At 67.8% G+C, this 25623-nt stretch carries 21 protein-coding genes and 3 tRNA genes; 13 read left to right on the plus strand and 11 right to left on the minus strand.

Features of this window, described 5'->3' with window-relative positions:
* Nucleotides 1-63: 63 nt before the first annotated feature.
* The 3 genes from AB839_RS01665 to AB839_RS01675 all read right to left on the minus strand — a co-directional run bounded on the left by AB839_RS01665 (nt 64) and on the right by AB839_RS01675 (nt 3681).
* Complete coding sequence (locus tag AB839_RS01665) at nt 64-1635, minus strand: N-acetylmuramoyl-L-alanine amidase (protein ID WP_061478062.1); 1572 nt, start codon at nt 1633-1635, stop codon at nt 64-66.
* A gap of 82 nt (nt 1636-1717) precedes the next feature.
* Nucleotides 1718-2200: a tRNA (adenosine(37)-N6)-threonylcarbamoyltransferase complex ATPase subunit type 1 TsaE gene (gene tsaE / locus AB839_RS01670; protein WP_061478063.1), complete on the minus strand. Its 483-nt coding sequence runs from the start codon at nt 2198-2200 to the stop codon at nt 1718-1720.
* Nucleotides 2197-3681 (minus strand): bifunctional ADP-dependent NAD(P)H-hydrate dehydratase/NAD(P)H-hydrate epimerase, encoded by a 1485-nt coding sequence (locus tag AB839_RS01675; RefSeq protein ID WP_061478064.1) that lies wholly within the window; start codon nt 3679-3681, stop codon nt 2197-2199. The genes tsaE and AB839_RS01675 overlap by 4 nt, the downstream gene beginning before the upstream one ends.
* Nucleotides 3682-3704: 23 nt before the next feature.
* On the opposite strand from AB839_RS01675, the gene queG reads away from it, so the two are divergent.
* Together queG and xseA are read left to right on the plus strand one after the other, a co-directional pair.
* Nucleotides 3705-4775: a tRNA epoxyqueuosine(34) reductase QueG gene (gene queG / locus AB839_RS01680; protein ID WP_061478065.1), complete on the plus strand. Its 1071-nt coding sequence runs from the start codon at nt 3705-3707 to the stop codon at nt 4773-4775.
* A gap of 44 nt (nt 4776-4819) precedes the next feature.
* Nucleotides 4820-6151 (plus strand): exodeoxyribonuclease VII large subunit, encoded by a 1332-nt coding sequence (gene xseA / locus AB839_RS01685; protein WP_061478066.1) that lies wholly within the window; start codon nt 4820-4822, stop codon nt 6149-6151.
* A 693-nt stretch (nt 6152-6844) separates the two neighbouring features.
* On the opposite strand, the gene AB839_RS01690 is transcribed toward xseA, so the two are convergent.
* Together AB839_RS01690 and AB839_RS01695 are read right to left on the minus strand one after the other, a co-directional pair.
* Nucleotides 6845-7741: a M48 family metallopeptidase gene (locus tag AB839_RS01690; protein WP_005417787.1), complete on the minus strand. Its 897-nt coding sequence runs from the start codon at nt 7739-7741 to the stop codon at nt 6845-6847.
* An 88-nt stretch (nt 7742-7829) separates the two neighbouring features.
* Nucleotides 7830-9722 (minus strand): formylglycine-generating enzyme family protein, encoded by a 1893-nt coding sequence (locus tag AB839_RS01695; RefSeq protein WP_061478067.1) that lies wholly within the window; start codon nt 9720-9722, stop codon nt 7830-7832.
* Between the two features lie 84 nt (nt 9723-9806).
* On the opposite strand from AB839_RS01695, the gene rnd reads away from it, so the two are divergent.
* Entirely contained in the window at nt 9807-10886 is a 1080-nt protein-coding gene (rnd, locus tag AB839_RS01700; RefSeq protein WP_061478068.1) for a ribonuclease D, read from the plus strand.
* A 132-nt stretch (nt 10887-11018) separates the two neighbouring features.
* On the opposite strand, the gene AB839_RS01705 is transcribed toward rnd, so the two are convergent.
* Nucleotides 11019-13349: a TonB-dependent receptor gene (locus AB839_RS01705; RefSeq protein WP_061478069.1), complete on the minus strand. Its 2331-nt coding sequence runs from the start codon at nt 13347-13349 to the stop codon at nt 11019-11021.
* 497 nt (nt 13350-13846) lie between these two features.
* On the opposite strand from AB839_RS01705, the gene AB839_RS01710 reads away from it, so the two are divergent.
* Nucleotides 13847-13922 (plus strand) — tRNA-Ala (locus tag AB839_RS01710).
* Nucleotides 13923-13982: 60 nt separating this feature from the next.
* Here AB839_RS01710 and AB839_RS21650 read toward each other — a convergent pair.
* A complete protein-coding gene (locus tag AB839_RS21650) occupies nt 13983-14153 on the minus strand; it encodes a hypothetical protein (RefSeq protein ID WP_005417792.1) in 171 nt (56 codons plus the stop codon).
* 164 nt (nt 14154-14317) lie between these two features.
* Between AB839_RS21650 and AB839_RS01715 the strand changes: the two genes are divergently transcribed.
* On the plus strand, nt 14318-14803 hold the full coding sequence (locus AB839_RS01715; RefSeq protein WP_061478070.1) for a hypothetical protein: 486 nt from the start codon (nt 14318-14320) through the stop codon (nt 14801-14803).
* Nucleotides 14804-14809: 6 nt separating this feature from the next.
* On the opposite strand, the gene AB839_RS01720 is transcribed toward AB839_RS01715, so the two are convergent.
* Nucleotides 14810-15571 (minus strand): SDR family oxidoreductase, encoded by a 762-nt coding sequence (locus tag AB839_RS01720; RefSeq protein ID WP_061478071.1) that lies wholly within the window; start codon nt 15569-15571, stop codon nt 14810-14812.
* 132 nt (nt 15572-15703) lie between these two features.
* Between AB839_RS01720 and AB839_RS01725 the strand changes: the two genes are divergently transcribed.
* Nucleotides 15704-16546: a methylated-DNA--[protein]-cysteine S-methyltransferase gene (locus tag AB839_RS01725; RefSeq protein WP_061478072.1), complete on the plus strand. Its 843-nt coding sequence runs from the start codon at nt 15704-15706 to the stop codon at nt 16544-16546.
* A gap of 44 nt (nt 16547-16590) precedes the next feature.
* Here AB839_RS01725 and AB839_RS01730 read toward each other — a convergent pair whose 3' ends face one another.
* Complete coding sequence (locus AB839_RS01730; RefSeq protein WP_061478073.1) at nt 16591-17616, minus strand: NADP-dependent oxidoreductase; 1026 nt, start codon at nt 17614-17616, stop codon at nt 16591-16593.
* Between the two features lie 364 nt (nt 17617-17980).
* Between AB839_RS01730 and AB839_RS01735 the strand changes: the two genes are divergently transcribed.
* From AB839_RS01735 to dxs, 7 genes are all read left to right on the plus strand, one after another.
* Nucleotides 17981-18056, plus strand: a tRNA-Phe gene (locus AB839_RS01735).
* Nucleotides 18057-18127: 71 nt separating this feature from the next.
* Nucleotides 18128-18203 (plus strand) — tRNA-Phe (locus AB839_RS01740).
* Nucleotides 18204-18362: 159 nt separating this feature from the next.
* Nucleotides 18363-18914 (plus strand): lipocalin family protein, encoded by a 552-nt coding sequence (locus AB839_RS01745; protein WP_005417806.1) that lies wholly within the window; start codon nt 18363-18365, stop codon nt 18912-18914.
* 142 nt (nt 18915-19056) lie between these two features.
* Nucleotides 19057-19533 (plus strand): LEA type 2 family protein, encoded by a 477-nt coding sequence (locus AB839_RS01750; RefSeq protein ID WP_061478074.1) that lies wholly within the window; start codon nt 19057-19059, stop codon nt 19531-19533.
* A 64-nt stretch (nt 19534-19597) separates the two neighbouring features.
* Nucleotides 19598-21388 carry an acyl-CoA dehydrogenase C-terminal domain-containing protein gene (locus tag AB839_RS01755; protein ID WP_061478075.1) on the plus strand — a complete coding sequence of 597 codons (1791 nt, stop codon included), beginning with the start codon at nt 19598-19600 and terminating at the stop codon, nt 21386-21388.
* 392 nt (nt 21389-21780) lie between these two features.
* Nucleotides 21781-22446, plus strand: a complete 666-nt coding sequence (locus AB839_RS01760; protein WP_032954353.1) for an HNH endonuclease — start codon at nt 21781-21783, stop codon at nt 22444-22446.
* A gap of 105 nt (nt 22447-22551) precedes the next feature.
* Nucleotides 22552-24459: a 1-deoxy-D-xylulose-5-phosphate synthase gene (dxs, locus tag AB839_RS01765; protein ID WP_061478102.1), complete on the plus strand. Its 1908-nt coding sequence runs from the start codon at nt 22552-22554 to the stop codon at nt 24457-24459.
* A 132-nt stretch (nt 24460-24591) separates the two neighbouring features.
* On the opposite strand, the gene AB839_RS01770 is transcribed toward dxs, so the two are convergent.
* Entirely contained in the window at nt 24592-24795 is a 204-nt protein-coding gene (locus AB839_RS01770) for a hypothetical protein (protein ID WP_005417823.1), read from the minus strand.
* Between the two features lie 174 nt (nt 24796-24969).
* A complete protein-coding gene (locus AB839_RS01775) occupies nt 24970-25527 on the minus strand; it encodes a DUF3011 domain-containing protein (protein WP_061478076.1) in 558 nt (185 codons plus the stop codon).
* Nucleotides 25528-25623: the final 96 nt, after the last annotated feature.

Genomic DNA, 25623 nt, shown 5'->3' on the forward strand with positions numbered 1-25623 from the left:
ACCGGCAAGGCCCAGTCGAGCGCGGCTCGACTCTGCAGAAAGCAGAAACCCGCCTTCGGCGGGTTATTTGCTGCCGCCGGCCATGGTGGCTGCGGCGTCGATCTCGGCCTGCGCGCGGGCAGCATACAACGTGCCCGGCGGCGGTTGGCGGCTGAAGAAGGTGTGCACGCCATCCAGCACAGCGCCAGCGACCTTGCGCTGGTAAGCCGGGTCCGTCAGGCGGCGCTCTTCATCCGGATTGGAGATGAACGCCGTTTCCACCAGCATCGCTGGCATGTCCGACGTGCGCAGCACCGCGAAGTTCGCGCGCTCGATGTTCGGCTTGTGGTTGTTGCCGATCCGCTTCAGGCCGCCCAGCACGTGGCCGGCGGCGTCTTCGGACGCCTTCATGTAGCCGCTCTGCGCCAGGTCCAACAGCACATTGGCAAGCGTGCCCTCGGTCTGCTGCAGGCGAACGCCACCGACCAGATCGGCCGCGTTTTCCTTGTCTGCCAGCCAGCGGGCGCGCTGCGAAGAGGCACCCTTGGTCGACAGCACGTACACCGACGAACCCGTGGCCGAACGGTTCTCGGCCGCGTCGGCATGGATCGAAATGAAGATGTCCGCCTTGTTCGCACGCGCCTTCTGCGCACGCATCGGCAGCGGGATGAACACGTCGCTGTCGCGCGTCAGGTAGGCCTTCAGGCCCGGCGTGGCGTTGACCTGGCGGGCCAGCTCACGCGCCACGGCCAGGGTGACATCCTTCTCGCGCTTGCCGGTCGGGCCGATCGCACCCGGGTCCTGACCACCATGACCGGGATCGATCGCCACCACAAGGTGGCGCATGCCGGGCTGCATGCGGATGCGCGATGCATCGCTGGGCATGGCCGGACGCGGCGGCTCGGCCGGCGTCGGTGCCGGTGTAGGGGCCGTTGCCGGCGGCGTGGTCACCACCGCAGCAGTGCGCTGGCCGGCGAGGATTGCAGCCGGCGAGGATGAAGGCGTGCTGCTGGCCGCGACACCTGCCGCAGCAACCTGGGCCGGCGCGCTGGTCGGTGCGGGGGTCGGCGTGGCGGGTGCGGCAGCGCTGGCGCTGGCCTGCTGCTGCACCTGTGCGGTCAGCAGGGCGGTGGCCCGCGCAGCATCGGTGCGTGACTGCGCGTTCTCGGCCGGCGTGGGCGCGACTGAGCCCCCCGCAGCGGCCGCCTGCGGCTGCACGGCCGGTGGCGTCGCCGGGCGGCTGGTGGTGGCCACGGCAGGGCCATCACCCGGCCATTCGATCACCAGCTTGGATTCATTGCCCTCGCGCTGCATCTGCGGGCGGAACGGCGCCACCGATTCGGCAAGGTCGAACACGACACGGAAAGTGCCCGGGACCGGCTGTCCGGTACGCACCGCCGTGACCACGCCCTGCGCGGCCGGCATCTTCAGGTTGCGTACGGCGCTGGAGTCGGGGAAATCGACCACCAGGCGGTTCGGGCCGGCCAGCGACAGGGTCTTGTAGCCGCCACTGCCGACCAGTGAGATCTCGGCACGGGTGCCGGTCGCGCCGGTGTTCAGCAGCACCTGGCGGACTTCACCCGCCCACGCACTGACGCTCGCCAGACCCAGTCCGACGGCGGCACAGATGGCGATGAGACGGTTCCCCGGGCGCATGGCTCAGGATTCAATCACCGCGCTGAACGGAATGCAACACCTTTTTCCTTAATAATCCGTAACCTGCCGATCTTTGTTCTCGTCAGCCGACAGAAATGGCCTGCAAGTCGCCCCCTTGGGGCAGCCGTTTCAGCCATTCATGTCCAACGTCGCTGCCCGCGGTGAGACTGGCGCGGCGCCCATGTCCTTCGATCTCCAGTGCCACCACCAGGTCGGTCGGCGGCAGCGCGCCGGCGCCCCGTTCCGGCCATTCGACCAGCCACAGCACCGCGCTGCCTTCGTCCAGGCCGAGGAAATCCAGCTCACCGGCCTGGCCGATGCGGTACAGGTCCAGGTGCCACGCCTCACTGCCACTGGCCAGCGGATAGCGCTCGACCAGGGTGTAGGTGGGGCTGCGGATCGCGCCCTGCACGCCCAGCGCCCGCAGCAGCGCGCGGGCCGTGGTCGACTTGCCGGCGCCCAGGTCGCCGCGCAGTTCGATCAGCGCCTGCGGGGGCCGGGTGGCCGCCAGCCACTGCCCGAGCAGTTCGGTGGCGTCGCTGTCGGCAAGGAAGAAATCGGTCATGGGAAGCGTTCCGGGTTGGCCAGTCGCCGCAGCGGCGCCAGCAGATCAGTAGGAAGCAGGCCGCGTGCGCCGTCAGCGGCAGCCGCGTCGCCGGCCAGCGCATGCAGCAACGCGCCCGCCGCGGCGGCATCGAAGGCGGCCAGGCCCTGCGCACGCAGGCCGGCGATGATGCCGGTGAGCAGGTCGCCCATGCCCCCCACGGCCATGCCGGGATTGCCGGCGGCGATCAACCGGGGCGTTTGCCCGGGCGCCGCCACGATGCTGCCGGCGCCCTTCAACACCACCACCGCATGGAAACGCTCGGCGAGCGTCTGCGCACAGGCGTAGCGATCGGCCTGGATGTCGCTGGTGCTGCAGCCGAGCAGGCGTGCGGCCTCGCCCGGGTGCGGTGTGAGGACGGCGCCGGGCAAGGCACGCGGATCCTGCGTCAGCAGGTTCAGCGCGTCGGCATCGACCACCAGTGGTCTGGCGCTGGCCAGCACCCGCGCAAACAGTGCGCGTGCCCATTCGTCCTGGCCCAGACCGGGCCCGATCGCCACCACCTTGGCCCTGTCAAGCAAGGCCGGCAGCGCTTCGCCGTCTTCCAACGCGTGGGTCATCGCCTCGGGCAGCCGAGCCAGCAGTGGACCGACGTGGTCGCGGCGGGTGCCCAGGCTCAACAGCCCCGCCCCTGCGCGCAAGGCGGCCTCGGCTGCCATGGCGATGGCACCGCCGCTGCCGTGGTTGCCGCCGACGCACAGCACGTGGCCGGATTCACCCTTGTGGGTATTGGCGCGGCGCGGCGGCAACAGGGCCGGCAACCGTGCCTGCGTCCAGTACTCCACGGCAGGCGACACGCTTTGCCATGCGGCCGCGGGCAACTGCAGGGGTGCCAGGGCCTTGTGCCCGCAATGATCCAGCGCGTCGCCGGTGTACAGCCCGCGATGGGCCACGATGAACTGCAGGGTCCGCGCAGCGCGTACTGCCGCGCCGGGTACCGCACCGCGGTCGGCATCGACGCCACTGGGCACATCCAGGGCCAGCACAGGTGCCGCCTGCGCATTGATCGCAACGATCAGCGCCTGCGCCGCGCCCTCCGGCGCGCGATCGAAACCCAGCCCGAACAGGGCATCGACCCAGAGGTCGGCCTCGGGCAGCGCGCCGTCGAACTCGGTGATGGCGCCGCCGTCGGACCTGAATTCCGATGTTGCACGCTGCGCCAGCGCCGTCGATGGCGCCCGGCCCGGCAGGACGATCACCCTCACCTCGCGCCCGGCCTGCAACGCGTGGCGAGCCAGCACGAGGCCGTCGCCGCCATTGTTGCCCGCACCGACCACCACGCCGATGCGCTGCGCCTGCGGCCAATGCTGCAGCAGGCACTGCCAGGCGGCCTGGCCGGCCTGCGCCATCAGTCCCCAGCCAGCATCCCCCGCCAGGGTGGACGCCTGGGCATCCAGCGCACGCGCGGCAGCGGAATCGAACAGATCGGCGAGGTTGGCCATGCAGGGATTTTATACTGGTGCGCATGTCCCTCGCCCCCTCCCCCGTCGATCCAGCCCAGGCCGTGCAGCGCATCCGCGAACTGGCCCGCGCGCATGGCTTCCAGCGCTGCGGCATCGCCGGTATCGAGCTCGGCGAGGACGAGGCGCACCTGGCCGACTGGCTGGGCCAGGGCCTGTACGGCACGATGGACTGGATGGCGCGCCACGGCACCCTGCGCGCACGACCGGCCGAGCTGTTGCCCGGCACTGTGCGCGTGATCTCGGTGGGCATGGACTACAGCCACAAGGATGACACCGAAGCGTGGGCGACGCTGGCCGACCCGGGCCGCGCCTACGTGGCGCGCTATGCGCTGGGCCGCGACTACCACAAGCTGATGCGCAACCGCCTGCAGAAGCTGGCCACGCAGATCAACGACGAAGTCGCGCCACTGGGCTACCGCGTGTTCGTCGATTCCGCCCCCGTCCTGGAGCGCGCACTGGCCCGCAACGCCGGGCTCGGCTGGATCGGCAAACACACCTGCCTGATCGACCGCCATGGCGGTTCCTGGTTCTTCATCGGCGAGATCTACATCGACATCCCGCTGCCGATCGATACGCCGGCCACGGCGCACTGCGGCACCTGCACGCGCTGCATCGATGTCTGCCCGACCCAGGCCATCACCGGCCCGCAGCGGCTGGACGCGCGGCGCTGCATTTCCTACCTGACCATCGAACACGACGGCGCCATTCCCGAACAGATGCGCCCGCTGATCGGCAACCGCATCTATGGCTGCGACGACTGCCAGCTGGTCTGCCCCTGGAACAAGTTCGCCAAGCGCACCGACGAAGCCGATTTCCGTGCGCGCAACAACCTCGATACCGCGCGCCTGGACCAGCTGTTCGCCTGGGACGAAGCCGAGTTCCTGCGCCGCACTGAAGGCAGCCCGATCAGGCGCAGCGGCCATGAGCGCTGGCTACGCAACATCGCCGTGGCGCTGGGCAATGCGCCGTCCTCGGCCGAAGCGCTGGCTGCGCTGCAGACCCGCATCGACGATCCCTCGCCGCTGGTGCGTGAACACGTGCAGTGGGCACTGGGCCAGCACACAGCGCGCTGACGTGCGATCCTGAGCCCCCGTTCCGCCCGCAGCACGCCGTTTCCATGCAGCCACGCAACAACGACATCCTCACCCCCAGCCAGCTCAACACCCTGGCCCGCGACCTGCTGGAAGGCAGCTTCCCGGCGATCTGGGTCGAGGCCGAACTGGGCAGCGTGGCGCGTCCTGCCTCCGGACACCTCTACTTCACCCTGAAGGACGCGCGCGCGCAGCTGCGTGCGGCGATGTTCCGGATGAAGGCGCAGTACCTGAAGTTCGTGCCGCGCGAAGGCATGCGCGTGCTGGTGCGCGGCAAGGTGACCCTGTACGACGCCCGTGGCGAGTACCAGATGGTGCTGGACCACATGGAGGAAGCCGGCGAAGGCGCGCTGCGCCGCGCCTTCGAGGAGCTGAAGGCACGGCTGGAGGCCGAGGGCCTGTTCGACCCGGCACGCAAGCGGCCGCTGCCGGCGCACGTGCAGCGCCTGGCCGTGATCACCTCGCCCACCGGCGCCGCCGTGCGCGACGTGCTGAGCGTGCTCGGCCGGCGCTTCCCGCTGCTGGAAGTGGACCTGCTGCCAACCCTGGTACAGGGCAGCAGTGCCGCCGCGCAGATCACCCGGCTGCTGCAGGCCGCCGATGCCAGTGGCCGCTACGACGTGATCCTGCTGACCCGCGGTGGTGGTTCGCTGGAAGACCTGTGGGCCTTCAACGATGAAACACTGGCCCGTGCGATCGCCGCCAGCCGCACGCCGGTGGTCTCGGCGGTGGGCCACGAAACCGACTTCAGCCTGAGCGACTTCGCCGCCGACCTGCGTGCACCAACGCCCTCGGTGGCGGCCGAGCTGCTGGTACCCGACCAGCGCGAACTGGCCCTGCGCCTGCGCCGCACGGCCGCCCGCATGGTGCAGCTGCAACGGCATGCGATGCAGCAGGCGATGCAGCGCGCCGACCGCGCCCTGTTGCGCCTGAACGCCCAGAGCCCGCAGGCACGACTGGACCTGCTGCGTCGACGCCAGCTCGATCTGGGCCGGCGCCTGCATGCCGCGTTCAACCAGCAGCAGGAGCGCCGTGCCGCGCGGCTTCGCCATGCAGCGGCGGTCCTGCGCGGGCACCATCCACAGCGCCAGCTCGACACGATGCAACGCCGCCTGGCCACCCTGCGCGGACGACCGCAGGCAGCGATGCAGCGTCTGCTGGAGCGCGATGCACTGCGACTGCGCGGGCTGGCACGTTCACTTGAAGCAGTCAGCCCGCTGGCGACCGTGGCGCGTGGCTACAGCATCCTGACCCGCAGCGATGATGGCACCCTGGTGCGGAAGGTTGATCAGGTACAGCCCGGTGACGCCCTGCGGGCCCGCGTCGGCGACGGCGTGATCGACGTGCAGGTCAAGTAAAGGGGTTCGGCAGGGCTGCGCCCTGCACCTGCCGGAGCTTCAATCAAAGGTCGAAGCAACAGCAAAAGCCGGCTATCCGTGGATGGCGGGGCGATGTCGGAGTGCGGGGACGCCGCAAGTACATCCCTGTAGGCTTGGCAGCCGCTTGCTAGTGTGCGCTTTCCTGCGCACACGGCAAGACCAGGGTTGGGCGTCCTGCCCAACCCGCCCGAGGCATGCCTCGGGCCCATGCGGCTGACACCCCGCACTCCGACACCGCCCCACCTCTGACAGTTTTCCGCGATCGTGTAGATCCACGCCATGCTGGATGACTCTCCATCGGAATCGAATATTTCGAATCGAGATCGAAAAGCATCCACGCATCGCATGGATCTACCGTGTCGACCAAGGTCGACACCTACCAACAGCAGCAGAAATCTGTCGAAGGCGGGGTGGGTCCGGTTGCGGGGGCGTGAGCCGCATGGATGCGGCGACCGAGCTTACATGGGTGAGGGCGCTTTGCTTGCGAAGCACTGCTTCGCAAGCGCCCGAACGCACAGCCGCCCGCGGCTGGGCCGGGCCCCGGAGGGGGACTTGCAGCGGCCCCCGCAACCGGACCCACCCCGCCACCCCACGGAATGCACGCTGTTGCTGTTGCTGTTGCTGTTGCTCTGGCTTCGGCAGGTGCAGGGCGCAGCCCTGACGAACACCCCCCTACTTTGCCTGCTCGCAGAACTTCTGCCGGTACTCGAGCGCCTTCGGCATCAGTGCCTGCAGGTTCTGGATGCGGGTGCCCGGATTCGGGTGGGTGGAGGCGAACTCCGGCGGCGCCTGGCCGCCACTGGCCTGGCCCATGCGCTGCCACAATGGCACTGCCTCGCGGGGATCGAAGCACGCCGCTGCGGCCAGCATCAGCCCCACTTCGTCGGCCTGCGTCTCGTGGCTGCGCGCATAGGGCAGCAGATAGCCGTAGCCCATCGCCGACATCATCATCTGTTGCTGCTGCGCATCCATGCCGCTGGCGGCACCGGCCATCTGCCCGATCTGGGTCAGCTTCTGCTGCGCCATCCGCTGCGCACCATGGCGCAGCAGCGCGTGGGCGATCTCATGGCCCATCACCACCGCCATCGCATCACGCGTACGCGCCACCGGCACCAGGCCGGTGTAGACCGCCATCTTGCCGCCCGGCAGGCAGAACGCATTGGCCTGCTCGGACGGGATCACATTCACTTCCCACTGGAAATCCCGCGCGAAATGCGCCGGCTGCACGCCGTGCTCCTGTGCCAGCGCGGTCTCCACCACATCCACCTTGGCGATCAGGCGCTGCGCGATGTCGCGCACATCGCGCGCGATCGGCGCATTCGGATCCATCGGCCGTTCCTGTGAGAGGATCTGCTGGTAGGCCTGCAGACCGAGCGCGGTCTCCTGGCGCGCATCCAGGCTGCTGTCGATCATCACCTTCTCGCCGGTGTAGGGATCGACGGTGCGATTGGAGAACCAGTAGAACACCGCATAGCCCGCCGCCAGCAGCAGCACCCACCAGCGGATGTTGCCGAACAGGCCGCGTCGCTGCGGGCCTTGGGGCGAGCGGGAAAAGGGATCGTTGCGCATCGGTGGTCTTCCAGCAGACCCCGCCGGCTGGCGGGCACGGCGCAATCTTAGTGCGCGGACGCCAGCAGCGGGTGAAGCCCGATGCCGCTCAGATGCCGCGCACCAGACGGAAGCCGATGCGCGCATTGGTGGTGTCCGAATCCTGCGATTGCCGCCAGGCCGCACGGGTCTGCTCGGGCGCATTGGCCCAATTGCCGCCCCGGATCACCCGTGACCGGCAGCCCGGGTTGAACCAGGCGACACCGTCGGACGGCGCACGCCGGTAGCTGGCGTGCCAGCAGTCGGCCACCCATTCGCTCAGATTCCCGGCCATGTCGTGCAGGCCGAAAGCATTGGCCTGGAAACTGGCCACCGGCGCCGGTCCCCACCAGCCATCGCCATAGCCGATGAAAGCGTTGTGCCAGTGCCGACCCGAAGGCGAGACGTCCTTGCTGCCGGTGAAATTGCCGCTGCCCGGCGGCGGCGTACCCGCGTCTCCCCAGGGGTAGCGGCCACTGCTCCCGGCGCGCAGCGCATATTCGAATTCGGCCTCGCTCGGCAGCCGGTAGCTGCGTCCGGTCTGCTCGGACAGCCATGCCGCGTAGTTCTCGGCATCCCGCACGCTGACATGCATCACCGGCGAGTTGCCCAGTGCGCGCGCGCCATCGTAATCCGAACGCCAGTCGACGCCGCTGCGGCGGATGAAATTGCCGCTGCGCTCGTCATAGACCACCGAGTGGCCGCGCCGGGTCGCACGTGGTCGTGCATTGGTCGACTTCACATAGCGCTCGAAATCGCCGACGGTAACCTCGGTGATCGCCATCGCGAAGCCGCGGTCAAAGCGAACGTAATGGGAGGGGCGCTCGGCGTCGGTGGAGCCGGGCTCGGCATCACCCGCGCCCATCTGGAAGCCGCCATGCGGCACAACCACCATCTGCGGACCGCGCCCACCATCACGCATCGCGTCGCTGAACACCTGACCCGGGCGGAAGCTGCCATAATGGGTGGCCAGATCGATGCGTTCGCGCAGCTGGGCCACCACCGCATCCCCCGGCAAGGCGATGCGCAGGGCCTCGGCCAGCTTTTCGCGCGCCGGCTTCAGCCCCTGCGGCGTCGCCAGCTCGCGCAGGCCCTCATCACGCAGCTGCAGCAGCGCGGCGGCGCGGATCTGCTCGATGCGCTCGAAGGCATCGGCAATGGTCGGTGACGAGTCACGGACCTTGCTGGCTTCGGCCAGCCAGGTGCCCGCACTGGCAAAGTCGCGCACGCGCGCGGCGTCCTCGGCCCGGCGGATCAGGCCACTTTCGGCCGCCGCCAGGCCCTGCCGCGCCCGGCTGTTGTGTTCGTCCAGAGCCAGCGCTTCACGGAAGTTGCCGATCGCACCGTCGCCGTCCTCACCGATCCGCCCCGACCGCAGGTCTTCCTCGCCAGCACGGTTATAGGCCACCACGCGCTGGGCGAGCTCTACCCGGCCCTGCAGCGCGCGCACCTTCTCATCCTTCGGCGCCAGGGTCAGCAGCACCAGCGCCTGGCGACTCGCCTCGGCCAGCGCCTCGCGCTGCCGCAGTGGCCGAACCAGCAGGGCATCGGCCTGCTGCTGCAGGCGCTGGCGAGCACGCTGCAGGCCGCTGCGGGCGAGGCGGTCATCCGGGTCTTCCTCCTGCACCGCCAGCCACAGCGGAACCGCCGCGTCGGCGTCCTCGTACAGGTGCCCTTCGCTGAACGCCTTTTCGGCTGCGCGGCGCAGCTGGGCGACGCTGCGGCCCTGCCGGTCGACCCGCGGCGGTGTCCACCGCTGCACGTCCTCGGTGGCATCCTCACCGGCAATGGTGACGCTGCCCTGCCCGGTCCCCGGTGTCGGCTCCGCCAGTGAGCCTTCCTGCGGCCGCGCGTCTTCGCCAGCAGCCGGCCCCGGCTCCGGTGTCGCCGAGGGCGACGGTGTGCAACCGGCCAGGGCCACGGCCAGAGCGGTGCACAGCACGGACGACAGCGGAAAACGCAAGCAGGATCTCCTTCGGCACGGACGCGGACCGACGTTAGGCTATTCTCCCCTGCCTGAGCAAACCCGAGTAGTAGGCCCTGACCCGTGGCAACCTGGATCACCACCCCCGCCGAGCTGGATGCGTACTTCCAGCAGCGTCCGGCCCGCATCGGCCTGGACACCGAATTCATCCGTGAACGCACGTTCTGGCCGCAGTTGGCTCTGGTGCAGATGGCGGTCGGGCAGGACATCCTGCTGATCGATCCGCTGATTCCCGGTATGGCCGAGGCACTGGCGCCGTGGCTGGCCGATGAGTCGATCACCAAGGTGATGCACAGCGCCAGCGAAGACCTGGTTGCCTTCAAGTGGACCTGCGGCGTGTTGCCGCGACCGCTGTTCGACACACAGATCGGCGCCTCGCTGGCCGGCATTGGTGGCGGCATGGGCTACCAGAAGCTGGTCGCGGAAATCACCGGCGTGGCGCTGGCCAAGGGTGAAACGCGCTCGGACTGGATGCGCCGTCCGCTCTCGGAGTCGCAACTGCAGTACGCCGCCGACGACGTCGAGCATCTGTTCGCGCTGCATGACGCCATTGATGCCAAGTTGCAGGCGCTGGGCCGCCAGCAGTGGCTGCACGACGACGGCGAGCGCCTGCTGGCCAGCGTCGCCAATGACGAGGACCGCTGGCCGCATCTGGCGATGCGCTCAGCGCAGTTTCTCGATGCTCCCGCGCAGCGCCGCCTGCTGCGCCTGCTGCGCTGGCGTGATGTGCAGGCACGCAGCAGCGACCGCCCGCGCAGCTGGATCCTGGACAACGAACTGGCCGCCACGCTGGCACGCACGCCACCGGCCGATGCCGCCGCGCTGGCCACGCTGTTTGAACAGTTCCCGAAGGCACCGCGCAAACTCGCTGGCGCCGTGTGGCAGGCGCTGGACACACCGCTGGCCGATGAGGCCGAGGCACCGCTGGCGCTGCCGGCCAACGACAGCAACAAGCAGGCACTGAAGAAGCTGCAGGACGCGGTCGCCGAGCGCAGCCGCGAACTGGGCCTGCCGGATGGCGTGCTGGCCTCGCGCAAGCACCTGGAAAGCTATCTGGAACGTCGCCAGTGGCCGGCCGCACTGGCGGGCTGGCGCCAGCAGGAGCTGGAGTCGCGGCTGCAGGCGCTGCTGCCGGCACGTTGAAGCGCCGAGCACGGCGCCGGATTGCGATCCGGCTACCGTGGAAGGCCATGAAAAAGGGCGACCCGGATCACCGGGCCGCCCTTTGCATTCCAGCAGTGCGATGGCGGGAAGACCCGCCACCGTCGCAACGCCTTACCAGTTCATGTTCAGCGAGACACCGACGGTGCGCGGTTCGTTGTAGACCGCAGCCATATAGTTCTCGATCACACCCTTGAGGTTCTTCTCGTTGGTGATGTTGCGCGCGAACAGCGCCACTTCGTAGGCACCGTAGTTGCCCGAGTAGCCGATCTTCAGGCCGCCTTCGAAATCACCCTTGGAGTTGAACTCCTTGCTGTCGTACAGCACGAAGCTGGTGTAGCCCTGCTTGTTCCAGTCGGTGGAGACGAACATGGTGCCGGCGTCGCTGACCGGGAAGTCGTAGCGGGCGGCCAGGTTGACGTTGTACTTCGGCGCGTTCGGCAGCGGGTTGCCGTCGATCTGCGCGAAGGTGTTGGCACCGACCTTGATGGTCGGGTCATTCACCGTGCACACCACCTGGCCGTTGAGGCCGCAGACCTGCGCGTAGACGCGCTTGTCCTTGATCTCGCTGTGCAGCAGGCTCAGGCCGGCGCTCAGGGTCAGGTTCGGGATCGGGCGCAGCTCCATGTCCGCTTCGAAACCATAGGCCTTGGCCTTGTCGGCGTTGAACAGCACGCCGTTGCCGTCCGAATCGTTGCCGTTGAGCTGGATGTCGTTGACGGTGTAGGTGAACGCGGTGGCGTTCAGGCGCAGGCGGTTGTCCCACAGGCTGCTCTTCACGCCCGCTTCCCAGGACAGGATGGTCTCGGAATCGGCGGTGGTGAAGTCGGCATTGAACACGGCCGAGCGGCCCTGGATGGTCGGGCCGCGGAAGCCGCGGGCGACCTTGGCATAGACGCTCACGTCCGGCGTGATCTGATACATCGCGCTCAGATCCCAGCTCGGGGTGGTGTCGGACATCTTGACGTCGGTGCGGCCCTTGTAGGTGACCACGCCAGCGGCAGTGTCAGCCGTCTTCAGCAGGCGGGTGTGCTTCTCGTCCCGGGTCTGGCGCAGGCCGGCCGTGACGGTGAACTTGTCGGTGAAGGCATAGCTCAGCTGGCCGAAGCCGGCCCACGAGGTGTTCTTGTTGCGCAGGCGCACCCAGTTGTTCGGGTTGCGGGCCGCGCCCTGCAGGAACCAGGCGCGCTGGTAGAAGTCGGTGGTGTCGCTGCCGTTGAAGTAGAAGGCACCGGCCTGCCACTGCAGCGCGCTGTCGTCATGGCTGGCCAGGCGGAATTCCTGGGTCCACTGGTCCAGGTCACGGATGCGGCCCATCGACTGGCCGTAGCCGTTCGGCACGCCGTTCACCGGGAAGTTCACCGCGGCGCCACCGTCGGTGTCGCCACGGCTGTAACCGGAGGTGGTCTCGTAGGCGGTGATCGAGGTGAAGTCGATCGCGCCGAAGTCGTAACGCGCCTTCACCGAGCCGCCGTAGGTCTTGTAGGCCTGCGGGTTGTTGTCGGCTTCGTCGTAGGCGACCTGGTCGCGCGGCACGTCGGTCTTGTTCGAACCCTTGGTCAGCGCACCGCGCAGGAACAGGGTCGAGGTGCCTTCGTAGTCACGGGCGTGGGCCGAGGCCAGGATCGAGAACTGGTCGCTCGGGGTCAGCAGCAGCTGCGCGCGTACGTTGCGGTCATCGAAGCCGCCCATCGCGTTCTTCTTCGGGCTGACCGTGCCGTCGGCACTCGGGCCCTTGTAGGTGTTGTCGACGTAGTCATCGCGGTGCTGGTACAGCGCCGACACGCGGAACGAAGCGATGTCGTTGATCGGGCCGCCGAAGCCGCCGTCGATCGACACGCTGTTGTAGGTCGCGTAGCTGGCGCTGACCCGGCCGGTGTAGTCCTGGGTCGGCTTCAGGGTGTCGAACTTGACGATGCCGGCGGTGGTGTTGCGGCCGAACAGCGAGCCCTGCGGGCCACGCAGCACTTCCACCTGGTCCACGTCATAGACCGGGTTGGACTTCAGCACCACGTGCTCCAGCACCACATCGTCCTGGATGATCGACACCGGCTGCGAGGCACCCAGGTAGAAGTCGATATTGCCCAGGCCACGGATATAGAAGCGCGGGAAGATGCGGCCGGTGGTGGTTTCCGCATACAGGCTCGGCACGCGGCCGGACAGTGCCAGCAGGGTGTCGTCGCCGCCGGCGGTGAAGTCGCGCATGCGCTCGCCCTGCACCACGCCCACCGAAACCGGCACTTCCTGCAGGTTCTGCTCACGGTGTTCGGCGGTCACGGTGATCGTGTCCAGGCCGGTCGGGGTCGGCGCGCTGTCCTGCGCGGCGGCACCGAAGCTGCCGACCAGGGCCAGGCCGGCACAGGCCAGGGCCAGCGGATGGCGGCGGAAGGAAGCGAAGGAAGACGACAGACCCGACAGGCGGCGGGAATCGGAATGGGAGGGCATGGAATGCTCTGAGGAGGCGTCCGTGCGGCCTGCGCGAGCCGGGCGGCAAAAAGGGGGAAAACTGCGCAAGCGGCCATTATCCCCCAAATTGTTACGATTTCGTTGCGCGGCACCCGAACCCGGCGAAACAAGCGGTTTCGGCACAGTCCGCCGGCACCACCTTGGGGTCAGCTCCGTTCTCCCAAGGAAAACGGATCTGCCCCCGAAGCTCCTGGCAGCCGGGTCAGCGCGACATCGACCCTCGCAAGTCGCCCGCATGCGCGCTGCGAAACCAACTCTCGCCTTTACTTCTACGGCGCCACGGCTTCGCGGAACGACTGCTCATTGCTGCCGCCCCCGGCATTGCCTTGCGCAACGCCTGGTCTCTGTCGAATTCGCCCTGCTGCGCCAAGCACTGGCCCGAATCCGGCCGGCACGGCGGTGGATCCAGGCCTTGCGTCGTCCCTGCCCGGTGCTTGGCAAGCCCGGCAGGCAGCGCTACACTGCAGCCTTGCCGTGGGGCCATAGCTCAGCTGGGAGAGCGCGTCGTTCGCAATGACGAGGTCAGGAGTTCGATCCTCCTTGGCTCCACCACTATTCAGAAGAACCCGTAGATCCTGGCGATCTACGGGTTTTTTCTTGTCTGGAATCCGCCTAGCCGGGTTCCTGGCCGCCATCCTTGCGGCGCGGGCTGCGCGAATGCGCATCACGCACCTGTTGGTCGCACTGGCCCGGCCGCTGCTTCGCCACGTTGTCCTGCTTCCGGTCCTGGCGGCTTTCCTGGATGCCCTGCTTCGGGTCCTGATCCTTGTCTGGCTCGTTCATCTGATTACTCCCTCATCGGCATCAGGCCGACGTTCTGCCCCACGCTAGAGGCCGGCGGGTAATCCACAGGTCAGTCCCGCGCCAACAGCGTGTGCACGAACCCACTTGCTGCGACGGTGAACACACGCCCAGAATCCGATGCAGCACGAATTCCGCGGACACCCATGCCCCCGCCCGCCCAGCACGCGACGCCCACCGTGCCGATGAACTTCAATCCAACCGACGGCAGCATCCAGCTCGGCACGCTGCCGAACCTGATCCGTCCCAGCCTCTCACTGCAGGAGGCGCGCATCGCCTTCGCCACGCTGACGCATGGCGAGCGCGATGTCGGCACCGGCTACGTCTGGCTGAGCCTGCAGCGGCTCAGCCTGGGCGGTGCGCCCGCTGGCATCAGCCTGGGCTTCCACGGGCAACAGCTCGACAGGGTGACGATGGGTGTCGATCTGCCTGATGCGACACTGGAAGACGGCTGGCCGACCCAGGCCGCGATCGATGCCGAAGTGGCTTTCATGCGGCGCACGCTGGGTGCAGCGCTGGGTCGCACGTTGAGCGGCGGCCACGTCCGCTTCAGCTGGGGCGAGGCCTGGGCCCGGTTCGACCCGAAGGGATTCATGGCCAGCAGCGGCATCCGCTACTCGCCTCGCACGTGACGGCGCTCAGGTTCGGGTGATCGACACGCCGCCTTCAACGCGCATTGCGGTACCGGTAACGAAGCTGCTTTCATCGCTGGCCAGGAACAACGCCGCATTGGCGATCTCTTCCGGCTCGGCCATGCGCTTGAGTGCATGCAGCGAGCGCACGAAGTCGCGGGCATCGCCGGTCGGTGCGGCCTGCCGGCCCATTTCGGTATCGGTGCCCCCGGGCAGCAGCACGTTGCTGCGCACGCCGCGCGCGCCGTACTCGGCCGCAATCACCTGGCTCAGGCCGATCAGCCCCGCCTTGCTCGACGCATAGGCCGCCATGCCCGGGAAGCCGACGGTGTGGCCGACGAAGGTGCCGACAAACACCAGCGAGCCACCGCCGCGTGCCAGCAACGCCGGCAACTGGGCGCGTGCGGCGTGGAAGGCGGCATCGAGATTGGTGGCCATCACCTCGCGCCACGCATCCACCGGGAACTCTGCTGCCGGTGCACCGGGCCCGAGCATGCCGGCATTGTTGAGCGCGATGTCCAACCCACCGAATGACTGCTGGGCCAGTTCCACCAGCGCCGGTGCCGTGGCCGGATCAGCCACGTCCGCGGCATGCACCACCACCTCGCCACCGGCGGCGCGGATCTGCTCGGCCAGCACCTGCAGCGGCTGTGGGCGTCGTGCATTGAGCACCAGCTTTGCCCCTTCGGCAGCAAAGCGCAGCGCGCTGGCGCGGCCGATGCCAGCACTGGCACCGGTGATGAGGGCGATCTTGTTGTTCAGGCGCATGAGGGTGGTACCGGTTGTGGAGTGGCCACCACGATGCCGCGCCTCTCGCCTGCCGACACTCCGTTTCCGGGCCTCCCGACCCGGTGCAGGAAACGGAGTTTCCGTAGAACCGGCACGTGCCAGAATCCATCCATGGACAGCACCGCCACCACCGCTCCCGATGCCCGCGTCGAACGGGTCTGCCGCCATCTGCAGGCCAGCCTCGACGAGCCCTCGCTGCAGGCGTTGGCCGCCATCGCCGGCTGCAGCCCGACCCGGCTGCATCGCCTGTTCAAGCAGGCGACCGGGTTGACCCCGAAGCAGTACGCTGCAGCGCTGCGCGCCGATCGCCTGCGCAGCGAACTTCAGCAGAAGGAACGCATCACCGACGCCTTCCACGATGCCGGCTTCGGCTCCAGCGGACGCTTCTACGAGAACGCGCCGAAGCTGCTGGGCATGACGCCGAAGCAATGGCGTGCCGGTGGTCGCGGCGAAGTCATCCACTTCGCGCTTGCCGAAAGTTCGTTGGGCAGCGTGCTGGTGGCCAGCAGTGCCACCGGCGTGGTCGCGATCCTGCTCGGCGACGATCCGGAAGCGCTGCTGCAGTCACTGCAGCAGCGCTTCCGCCAGGCCGAACTGGTCGGGGCCGACAGCGGCTATGAGCAACTGGTGGCACAGGTGGTGGGCCTGGTCGAGGATCCCTCGCGGGGCGCCACGCTGCCGCTGGACATCCGCGGCACGGCTTTCCAGCAACGTGTATGGCAGGCGCTGCAGCAGATTCCGCGCGGACAGACGGCCTCATATGCCGAAATCGCCGCGCGTATCGGCGCGCCGCGATCAAGCCGCGCGGTGGCACGCGCCTGCGCAAGCAATCCGCTGGCCGTGGCGGTGCCCTGCCACCGGGTGGTGCGCCGCGACGGCGACCTGTCCGGCTATGCCTGGGGCGTGGCACGCAAGCGCGAACTGCTGCGCCGGGAAAAGGTCGCCAACGGCTGACGCGACCCGCAAGCCGCCGACCTTGTCCGGCACCGGCCAAGCCCTCAGTCCAGCTTCACCACCAGCTTGCCGAAGTTGTGCCCCAGCAGCAGCCCGAAGAACGCCTCCGGTGCATTTTCCAGCCCTTCCACTACATCCTCGCGGTACTGGATGCGGCCCTCACGCAGCCACTGCGCCATCTCGCGCTCGAAGTCCGGCCACAGGTGCTTGAAGTCATGCACGATGAAACCGCGCACGGTCAGGCGCTGGCGCAGGATCTGGCTGAACAGCGCCGGCAGGCGGTCCGGGCCAGGCTGCGTGACACCACGATCGTTGTAGGTGGCGATGGTGCCGCACACCGGAATGCGGGCGAAGTCGTTGAGCAACGGCAGCACCGCGTCCAGTACATGACCCCCGACGTTCTCGAAGTACACGTCGATACCCGCAGGTACCGCCGCGCGCAGCTGCTCGGCAAAATCAGCCGCGCGATGATCCAGCGCCACGTCCACGCCCAGCGTCTGCAGATAGGCACGCTTGGCCTCGCCACCGGCGATAGCCACTACGCGCGCGCCCTGCAGCTTGGCCAACTGCGCCACGGTCGCGCCGACCGGCCCTGTTGCGGCGGCCACCACCAGCGTCTCTCCCGGCTGCAGGCGGGCGATTTCATGAAGGCTGGAGTAGGCGGTGAAGCCCGGCATGCCATACACCCCCAGCGCCGTACTCAACGGCAGCCCGGCCGGGTCCAGGCGGCGGCCCAGCGCCTTGGCCGGCAGCACGGCGTGGGTCTGCCACCCGCCCGGCGCCAGCACCCGTTCGCCCACTGCGACCCCCTCGGCCCTGGATTGCACCACCTCGGCCACGGTCTGGCCTTCCATCACAGCCCCCACTGCCACCGGCGCGGCATACGACGGTCCCTCATCCATGCGTCCACGCATGTACGGGTCCAGTGAGAGATAGCGATTGCGCAGCAGCACCTCGCCGTCGCCCAAGGGCGGCAGCGCGGCCTGCTCCAGGCGGAAATTGGCTGCGGTGGGCGCCCCCTGCGGACGCGACGCCAGCACGATGCGGGTGGTGGTCGATGAGTCGGACATGACGACGGTCTCTGCTGTTGCCAGCATCAGGAAAGGAACGCCGACACTACGCTGCAGCGTTCCCCCATGGCGGTCACGAAAACAGCGTTCCATGTCCGGTATCGGTGCCGTCCACGCGCAGGCCGCGCCACGCCGCGTTTGTCGATCACCGTGGCCCGCTGAATTCCGCCGCACGCGATGATCACCGCGCCGCCGCGCCCGGTTGAATCGGCATCCAGCGCGCCCCCGCTCCGCGACGGCGGATCAAGTACTTGCGCCTGCGCAGACGGCAATGTGAAGGTTTTTTGCCAAAATGCTTGCCGTAGGCGGCTGACCTCCGTAATATGCGCGTCCTTGGCAGCGACCTCGCTGCAATGAACTACGTGGCCGAGTAGCTCAGTTGGTAGAGCAGGGGATTGAAAATCCCCGTGTCGGCGGTTCGATTCCGTCCTCGGCCACCACGTTCGACAGCCTGCAGAAATGCAGGTCTTTTTTTCGGGAATCACGGTTGATCGTGATTGCCACACAGTTTGGCCGAGTAGCTCAGTTGGTAGAGCAGGGGATTGAAAATCCCCGTGTCGGCGGTTCGATTCCGTCTTCGGCCACCATCTTTCGAGACCTGCAGAGATGCAGGTCTTTTTTTGTCCGTGCTTCGCGCACTGCACGAGTGGCGGATGCGGCGCCTGCGCACACGCCCGGTTGACGAAACATTTACACCGGCATGCGCGGCGGCACCTACGCTCCAGACTCCTGCCTGGAGCCTGACGATGCCTCTGCGCCCCGCCCTGTTCGCCTGCCTGCTGCTGGCCGCTTTCCCGGTGATCGCCACTGAACCTGTGCGCGCGGTCGAGCGCCTGGACATCGATCGCTACGCCGGCCAGTGGCACGAGATTGCGCATCTTCCGGTCTCGTTCCAGAAGCAGTGCGTGGGCGAGATCACCGCCAACTACGGACTGCGCAGCGATGGCCGCATCAGTGTCACCAACGCCTGCCGCAACGGCGACGGTGAGCGCGTGGTCGCCGAAGGCGTGGCTCGCGCGGTGGCCGGCCATCCCGGCCAGTTGCAGGTGCGCTTCGCGCCGGACTGGCTGAGCTGGGTCCCGCTGGTCTGGGCCGACTACTGGGTGCTGGCGCTGGATCCGGACTATCAGTGGGCGCTGGTCGGTGAACCGGACCGGAAGTACCTGTGGATCCTCTCGCGCCTGCCGGAAATGGATCGCGCACGCTTCGAAGCGCTGAAAGAAAAGGCCGAGGCCATGGGCTACGACCTGCGCCCGCTGCGCCTGATGGCCCCGCTTCGCGATACGCCCGCCGATTGAACCGCGTCGCAACCGCGGCGCCGCGCACGCCCGGCCACCATCTTCACGCGCTACCCTCTGCGACGGGTCGCCACAGGCGATCCAAACGACCATACGCCGTAGTATGCTTATCCAAACGCACCCCTCCAGAGGACTTGCGCCCATGCTCCACCGTTTCCGTATCGCCTTGATTGTCCTGTGCACCCTCGCCCTTGTTGCCTGCAACAACGGCATCGTCAAGCGTGTTTCGGAACCGGCGGCCAGCCTGCAGCAGCTGACCGTGCGTGCCGACGGCAACTGGACCGTGGCCCTGCGCCTGCAGAACTTCAGCTCGATGCCGATGACCTTCGATGACGTTTCGCTGGCGCTGACCGTCGGCGACAACGAAGCGGGCACCCTGCAGGCCAAGCCCGGCATCTCCATCGGCGGCACCTCCGCCGACGTCATCAATATCGACCTCGTGCCCAGCTCGGCCGCGCGCCTGGTGGTGGCCGATGCGCTGGCCAGCAACCGCACCCTGGCCTATGGCCTGAAGGGAACGGTGGCGGCCACGCCGCAGGAGAAGAAGCAGCGCAGCTTCGACATCAGCAGCCGCAGCACCCTCAACCAGGCCCCCGGCCTGCCCGGCGTGCTGCGCTGAACCCGCCTTTCGTGGCGGCGCCCGGCGCCGCTCTCCCCTGCCCTGATCAAATCGAGACGTACCGATGAGCAGCTACACCGCCCCGCTTTCCGACCTCCGTTTCGCCCTGCATGACGTGCTCAAGGTCGAACCCCTGTTCGCCCGCCTGGGCTTCACCGACGCCACCGCCGACGTGGTCGATGCCGTGCTGGAGGAAGCCGGCCGCTTCAGCGCCACCGTGCTGGCCCCGCTCAACAGCGTCGGCGACGAGATCGGCTGCGTGCTCGACCAGGCCACCGGTGAAGTGACCACCCCGCCCGGCTTCAAGCAGGCCTACGACCAGTTCGTCGATGGCGGCTGGACCGGCCTGACCGCCTCGCCGGAGCTGGGCGGCCAGGGCCTGCCGCACACCCTGGGCGTGCCGCTGAACGAAATGATCAACGCCGCCAACCTGGCGTGGGGCAACTTCCCGCTGCTCTCGCACGGCGCGATCGAAGCGCTGAAGCAGCACGGCGAGGCCTGGCAGCACGAGGCTTTCCTCAAGCCGCTGATCGAGGGCCGCTGGACCGGCACCATGTGCCTGACCGAACCGCACTGCGGTACCGACCTCGGCCTGCTCAAGACCAAGGCCGAGCCGAACGCCGATGGGAGCTATTCGATCACCGGCACCAAGATCTTCATCACCGCCGGCGAGCATGACCTGACCGGGAACATCGTGCACCTGGTGCTGGCCAAGCTGCCCGACGCTCCCCCGGGTGCCAAGGGCATCTCGCTGTTCGTCACCCCGAAGTTCAAGGTCGACCGCGACGGCAACGTCGGCGAGCGCAACGCACTGCGCTGCGGCTCGATCGAGCACAAGATGGGCATCAAGGGGTCGGTCACCTGCGTGATGAACTTCGATGGCGCGCAGGGCTACCTGGTTGGCCAGCCGCACAAGGGCCTGCAGGCGATGTTCACCATGATGAACACCGCGCGCCTGGGGGTCGGCCTGCAGGGCATCGGCCTGTCCGAGCGCGCCTACCAGAACGCGCTGAAGTACAGCCGTGAGCGCCTGCAGTCGCGCGCCCTGAGTGGTGCCAGGTTCCCTGACAAGCCGGCCGACCCGATCCTGGTCCACCCGGATGTGCGCCGCATGCTGCTGACGGTGAAGTCGCTGGTCGAAGGCAGCCGCCTGCTGGCGCTGCACGCCGCAACCCTGATCGACGTCGCCCACCATGCCGAAGATGCGGCCGAGCGCGAGCGCGCCGACACCCTGGTGAGCTTCCTGACCCCGATCTCCAAGGCCTGCCAGACCGAATGGGGCATCGAGAACACCTACAACGCCCTGCAGTGCTTCGGTGGCCACGGCTACATCCGCGAACACGGCATGGAACAGCTGGCCCGCGATGCCCGAATCACCACGCTGTATGAAGGCACCACCGGCATCCAGGCGCTGGACCTGATCGGCCGCAAGACCGCGTCCAGCCAGGGCGCCGGCCTGAAGCTGATGCTGGCCGAGATCGAAGCCTTCGCCAAGGAACACGAGGGCAACGAAGCGCTGGCCGAGTTCATTGGCCCGCTGCGCGCCAAGGCCGCCGAATGGGGCAAGCTGACGATGGACGTGCTCCAGCGCGCGGCCGGCAATCCGGACGAACTGGGCGCGGCCAGCTACGACTACCTGTTCTATTCGGGTTACGTGGTGCTGGCCTACTGGTGGGCCCGCAGCGTGGCCGCCGCCGATGCCAGCGCGCACGGCGCCGCCTTCGCCCAGGGCAAGCGCGAGACTGCGCGGTTCTACTTCGCCCGTGTGCTGCCGCGCACGCTCAGCCACGCCGCCGCGATCCAGTCCGGCGCCGCCCCGCTGATGGCGATGGACGACGAGCGATTCGGCGTCTGAGCCGGGCTGCCGCCCGGCACCCGCGGTAGTGCCGGCCGCTGGCCGGCAACCGCAACAGCAACAGCTGCATCCCGGTGGATGGCGGGGCGGTGTGGCCTGGCAGGACACACCGTAAACCCATCCATGGGGCTCGATGGCGCCATCCATGGCGCCAACGGTCCTGCCACCCCACACCGCCCCGCCTCTGACAGTTCCCCGCGAACTGCGTAGATCCACGCCATGCGTGGATGAGAACCACCGGAATCCATCTGGAGAAAAGCCCCCTTTGTTAAGGGGGCGCACCGACAGGTGCGGGGGATAGGAGGAATGCGCGGACCTGAATGTTGACGATTTGCGTATCGCCGACGGGCGATACACAAATCGTCAACATTCAGGTATAAGCTGTTCTCCCGATGGAGACAGACACTACACGCTTGGGTCTGATCGAAGCCGGAGCTCCGTTTTCTGCTCCGGGCGCCGAAGCATCGCCCAACGCCACGACGCTGCATCGCCCCGGTTCGGTCCGGCTGCTCTCGCTTGATGCCCACGGACGCGTACTGGACTGGATCACCTGGCAGGATGCGGCCTGCCTCTACGCCCGCGAGGCAGTGGCCTGGACGCTTGGCGATCCCTGCCTGCACATCCACGGTGGCACCAACCGCTTCAGCGGCCTGCAGAGCGGCATGGACCTGCACCCGATCATCGCTGCCCGCGGCCACGCCCGCTCCCGCGCGATCGACCCGACGCCGAACCTGACCAACCAGGCCCTGTTCGCCCGCGACGCCCATCTGTGCATGTACTGCGGCCAGCAGTTCACCCGCCCCACGCTCACCCGCGACCATGTCATGCCGCTGTCCAAAGGTGGCCTGGACTGCTGGGAAAACGTGGTCACCGCGTGCTTCCACTGCAATTCGCGCAAGAGCGACCGCACCCCGCAGCAGGCCGGCATGCCCCTGCTGGCAGTGCCCTACCGGCCCAGCTGGATCGAGCACCTGATCCTGTCCAACCGCAACATCCTGGCCGACCAGATGGCCTTCCTGAAGGCGCAGTTGCCCAAGCGCTCGAAACTGAGCACCTGAACGCCCGAACATGCAACCCTCACCGTCCTGTCACGGACGGCGGCGTTTGCTTGCCCCACCCCCGTTTGAGGGCGAAAATGGGCGTTCAGAAAAAGTGCGAACATGATGATCGACTCTGCCCGCTATCCCCGCCTCGCGCGCATCCAGACACCGGATGACCTGCGCACGTTCGACGAATCCGAATTGAGGGCGGTCGCCGACGAACTGCGCGCCTACCTCATCGAATCGGTGGGCAAGAGCGGAGGCCACTTCGCCGCCGGCCTGGGCGTCATCGAGCTCACCGTGGCCCTGCACTACCTGTACCAGACCCCGGTCGACCAGCTGGTGTGGGACGTCGGCCATCAGACCTACCCGCACAAGATCCTGACCGGTCGCCGCGACGAGATCCATACCGTCAAGCAGAAGGACGGTGTCGCGCCGTTCCCGAAGCGCGAGGAAAGCGAGTACGACACCTTCGGCGTCGGCCACTCCTCCACCTCGATCTCGGCCGCGCTCGGCATGGCCATCGCCCGCCAGTCCGAAGGCGACGACCGCAAGGTCGTGGCGGTGATCGGTGACGGCGCGATGACTGCCGGCATGGCGTTCGAGGCGCTGATGCACGCTGGTGGCATGGAGCCGGAGCCGAACCTGCTGGTGATCCTCAACGACAACAACATGTCGATCTCCGAGGCAGTGGGCGGCCTGACCAAGATGCTGGGCCGAGCGACCGGCAGCCGTACGCTCAACGCGCTGCGCGAAGGTGGCAAGAAGATCCTCGGTGACAAGAAGAACAACCCGGCGCGTTTCGTGAAGCGCTGGGAAGAACACTGGAAGGGCATGTTCGTGCCCTCCACGATGTTCGAGGAAATGGGCTTCCACTACACCGGCCCGATCGACGGCCACGACATGCCGGCGCTGTTGTCCACTCTGAAGACGCTGCGCGCCTCCAAGGGCCCGAAGCTGCTGCATGTGATGACCACCAAGGGCAAGGGCTACGAGCCGGCGGAAGGCGATCAGATCGGTTACCACGCCGTGGGCCCGTTCGATCCGGACAAGGGCCTGGTGGCCAAGGCCGGGGCCAAGAAGCCGACCTATACCGATGTATTCAGCGACTGGCTGTGCGATGCCGCCGCCGCCGAGCCGCGCCTCTACGGCATCACCCCGGCGATGCGCGAAGGCTCCGGCCTGGTGCGCTTCAGCAAGGAGTACCCCCAGCGCTATTTCGACGTGGCGATCGCCGAGCAGCACGCGGTCACCCTCGCCGCCGGCATGGCCACCCAGGGTGGCAAGCCGGTGGTGGCGATCTACTCCACTTTCCTGCAGCGTGCGTACGACCAGCTGGTGCACGACGTGGCGATCCAGGATCTGGACGTGCTGTTTGCGATCGACCGCGCTGGCGTGGTCGGTCCGGACGGCGCGACCCACGCCGGCAACCTCGACCTCAGCTTCCTGCGCTGCGTGCCGAACATGGTGGTGATGGCACCCTCCAATGAAGCCGAGTGCCGGCAGATGCTCAGCACCGGCCTGCAGCACCCGGGTCCGGCTGCCGTGCGCTACCCGCGCGGTACGGGTACCGGCGTTGCGGCCGGCACCGACCTGTCGACCCTGCCGATCGGCAAGGGCGAGCTGCGCCTGCAGGGCAACCGCATCGCCCTGCTTGCCTTCGGCAGCACCGTGCCCGCCGCCGAGCAGGTCGGCCGCGAACTGGGCCTGAGCGTGGTCAACATGCGCTTCATCAAGCCACTGGATCGCGAGCTGGTGCTGGCCATGGCCGCCCAACACGAGGGCCTGGTCACGATCGAAGACAACGTCGTGGCCGGCGGTGCCGGTTCCGGTGTCGGTGAACTGCTCAATGCCGAAGGCGTGCTGCGTCCGATCCTGCACCTGGGCCTGCCCGACAGCTACCAGCACCACGCCAGCCGCGAGGACCTGCTGGCCGAAGCCGGTATCGATGCGGCCGGCATCCGCGCCGCCGTGCTCAAGCGTTGGCCACAGCTGGCCGCAGGCAGCCCGCCGCTGAGTGCCGCGGGCTGAGGCCGATCAGGAATCCACGCATCACGGGAAGGTGCAGCCGAAGGCTCGCACCTTCCACGGTGGAAGCAGGTGGTTCCACGCCATGCGTGGATGGCCGAACCCCGCAGGCCTGCCCCGGCAGGCGCCCCACGCTCAACCGTAACTGACCGCTTCCACGAACGCCCCGCTGGCCTCCACGCGCACGGCGGCGCGCTGCCCGGTGTCGACGAAGTGCAGGCGGGCCAGGGTCTCGGCAAAGTCATAGGCTCGTGCGCCATCACGGAACTCGATCGGCTCCGGCCTATCCGGGTGCAGCACGCGCCACTGGCGCTGTTCGCATTGCAGGCGGATCAACATGCAGCTCACTCCTTGAGGCAGCGTATCGACGGCGGCGCGATGCTGATGCCGGCTACGGCAATCGACATCACCGGGTATCAGGGCACGCAGGGCGCCCTGGTCACAGACGATACGTCGTTCAAAATGTGAGCTGTATCAGATTATTCTGATTTTCACGGGTTGAACCCGTAAAGCTCAGTTCACCTGGAACTGCGCCCTGCAGCCATCGCTCACCCAGATGCCGCGGCGATCCCAGCCCCAGCTCTGACCTTCGATGCAGGCACTGCGCGAGTCCTGGCGGATCAGGCGCACGCCCCGGCGGATGCGGGCATCGCAGTACTCCTGCCGGTGGCCATTGGAATGGCAGGTGACCACATCGCCACCACCCCATCCATTGCCGTTGCCCCAGCCGCCGCCATTGCCGCCCCAGCCGCCGCCGCGGCGGTATTCACCGACGAATTCGGCACGGCACCCCTGTGTGACCCAGACGCCGTTGCGCGACTGGCCCCAGGTCTCACCTTCCACACAGGGCGAACCGGACAATTGGCGGATCAACCGCGCGCGGCCATCCAGGCGGCACTCATTGCTGCGGTTCTTGACCGACTCGCAGCGCACGATGCCACTGCCATCGCGGCCGCCGTAGCGGTCGTCGTCGTAGCCGTAGCCATAGCTCTGCGCCTGGGCGCCGCCGGCGGCCGCCAGCATCGGCAACAGGATGCAGGCCAGGGTGCGCCAGGTGAGTGCCTTGCCCATCGAGATCTCCAGATGAATACGATGGCGCAAGCATCCGGGATTCACGGCGCGGCGCACAGAGGGAGGCGCGATGGCAGTTGTTCCCCCATTCAAACA

The sequence above is a fragment of the Stenotrophomonas sp. DDT-1 genome (genome assembly GCF_001580555.1).
GTDB classification, from domain to species: Bacteria; Pseudomonadota; Gammaproteobacteria; order Xanthomonadales; family Xanthomonadaceae; genus Stenotrophomonas; species Stenotrophomonas sepilia.

Excerpts from the sequence above, each read along its gene's own strand:
- xseA (WP_061478066.1), top strand. The coding sequence starts at position 4,820 with ATGCAGCCACGCAACAACGACATCCTCACCCCCAGCCAGCTCAACACC.
- AB839_RS01675 (WP_061478064.1), bottom strand. The coding sequence starts at position 3,681 with ATGGCCAACCTCGCCGATCTGTTCGATTCCGCTGCCGCGCGTGCGCTG.
- AB839_RS01720 (WP_061478071.1), bottom strand. The coding sequence starts at position 15,571 with ATGCGCCTGAACAACAAGATCGCCCTCATCACCGGTGCCAGTGCTGGC.
- AB839_RS01775 (WP_061478076.1), bottom strand. The coding sequence starts at position 25,527 with ATGGGCAAGGCACTCACCTGGCGCACCCTGGCCTGCATCCTGTTGCCG.
- AB839_RS21650 (WP_005417792.1), bottom strand. The coding sequence starts at position 14,153 with ATGAACGAGCCAGACAAGGATCAGGACCCGAAGCAGGGCATCCAGGAA.
- AB839_RS01665 (WP_061478062.1), bottom strand. The coding sequence starts at position 1,635 with ATGCGCCCGGGGAACCGTCTCATCGCCATCTGTGCCGCCGTCGGACTG.
- AB839_RS01725 (WP_061478072.1), top strand. The coding sequence starts at position 15,704 with ATGGACAGCACCGCCACCACCGCTCCCGATGCCCGCGTCGAACGGGTC.
- AB839_RS01760 (WP_032954353.1), top strand. The coding sequence starts at position 21,781 with ATGGAGACAGACACTACACGCTTGGGTCTGATCGAAGCCGGAGCTCCG.
- AB839_RS01770 (WP_005417823.1), bottom strand. The coding sequence starts at position 24,795 with ATGTTGATCCGCCTGCAATGCGAACAGCGCCAGTGGCGCGTGCTGCAC.
- AB839_RS01690 (WP_005417787.1), bottom strand. The coding sequence starts at position 7,741 with ATGCGCAACGATCCCTTTTCCCGCTCGCCCCAAGGCCCGCAGCGACGC.
- tsaE (WP_061478063.1), bottom strand. The coding sequence starts at position 2,200 with ATGACCGATTTCTTCCTTGCCGACAGCGACGCCACCGAACTGCTCGGG.
- AB839_RS01730 (WP_061478073.1), bottom strand. The coding sequence starts at position 17,616 with ATGTCCGACTCATCGACCACCACCCGCATCGTGCTGGCGTCGCGTCCG.
- AB839_RS01715 (WP_061478070.1), top strand. The coding sequence starts at position 14,318 with ATGCCCCCGCCCGCCCAGCACGCGACGCCCACCGTGCCGATGAACTTC.
- AB839_RS01705 (WP_061478069.1), bottom strand. The coding sequence starts at position 13,349 with ATGCCCTCCCATTCCGATTCCCGCCGCCTGTCGGGTCTGTCGTCTTCC.
- AB839_RS01750 (WP_061478074.1), top strand. The coding sequence starts at position 19,057 with ATGCTCCACCGTTTCCGTATCGCCTTGATTGTCCTGTGCACCCTCGCC.
- AB839_RS01755 (WP_061478075.1), top strand. The coding sequence starts at position 19,598 with ATGAGCAGCTACACCGCCCCGCTTTCCGACCTCCGTTTCGCCCTGCAT.
- AB839_RS01745 (WP_005417806.1), top strand. The coding sequence starts at position 18,363 with ATGCCTCTGCGCCCCGCCCTGTTCGCCTGCCTGCTGCTGGCCGCTTTC.
- dxs (WP_061478102.1), top strand. The coding sequence starts at position 22,552 with ATGATCGACTCTGCCCGCTATCCCCGCCTCGCGCGCATCCAGACACCG.
- queG (WP_061478065.1), top strand. The coding sequence starts at position 3,705 with ATGTCCCTCGCCCCCTCCCCCGTCGATCCAGCCCAGGCCGTGCAGCGC.